We start from the raw sequence: 854 nt of genomic DNA, 5'->3' as shown, positions 1-854 counted from the left end.
AGCTGGCCGGGGTTCATGGTGGCATAGGTATCGGCAATCCAGCTCATTTCGCGCTCGCCCGATCCATAATCAGGGGCAGGTACGTCAATACTGGGACCAATAAAGTTTTTCTTGATCAATTCTACTGTATAGCGGCGTGTAATGTTTTCCAGCTCGCTCACCGTGTAATTTTTAGGGTTTATTTTGATACCACCTTTGGCGCCGCCAAACGGCACGTTTACGATGGCGCATTTGTAGGTCATGAGCGCGGCAAGAGCCATTACCTCGTCCTCGTTCACCATTTCGCTGTAACGAATACCGCCTTTTGTTGGCGATTGGTGGTGCGAGTGCTCTACACGCCATGCGTCAATTACCTCGAAACCATTGCCCCTGCGGATAGGGAAACGGAAACGATAAACACTGTTACATGATTTTATCTGATCGAGCAAACCAGCATCATGTTTTGTAAACTGCGCCGCATAGTCAAAGTTTTTACATACGTCGCCAAAAAAGTGGGTTTCCTGGTTGGCAACTAAAATATTGGTATCCATAATTAATTGTATAATATTAAACTCTTAAAAAAGTGAGCAAATTTGGTACAATTTTTATCAATATTGCAAATATATTATAGTTAGTGTGTCAGATACACCTTAAAAAGTATTACAAAAACCATGTTTAAACCCAATAGACAAATTTTTTAGACTAATTGTCTTTTTCGATTTTTTTTAATCTTCTATCGATCGAGAACAAGTAAATCGCCAATCCGATAAAAACTATTACAATTGTAGCCACAACGACGTATATTTTCCCCGAACTGCGTAAAACATCGGCCATTTCAACCGGTTGGTTTTGTTGAGCAAATACGCTTACAAAAC

Annotated in this window: 2 protein-coding genes; both read right to left on the bottom strand. The window is 40.7% G+C overall.

The features are described from left to right. A partial coding sequence (locus AC1DPZ_RS28210) for a Glu/Leu/Phe/Val family dehydrogenase (protein WP_477409774.1) occupies nucleotides 1-530 on the bottom strand: 530 nt, incomplete at its 3' end. 151 nt (nucleotides 531-681) lie between these two features. After that, nucleotides 682-854, bottom strand: a 173-nt coding sequence (locus tag AC1DPZ_RS28205; protein WP_477409776.1) for a CcmD family protein, incomplete at its 5' end; no start/stop codon positions are given.

The organism is Mucilaginibacter sp. P4_G9 (assembly GCF_056400985.1).
Note: the sequence above shows the minus strand (reverse complement) of the source record. Positions and strands in the feature narration are given on the sequence as shown.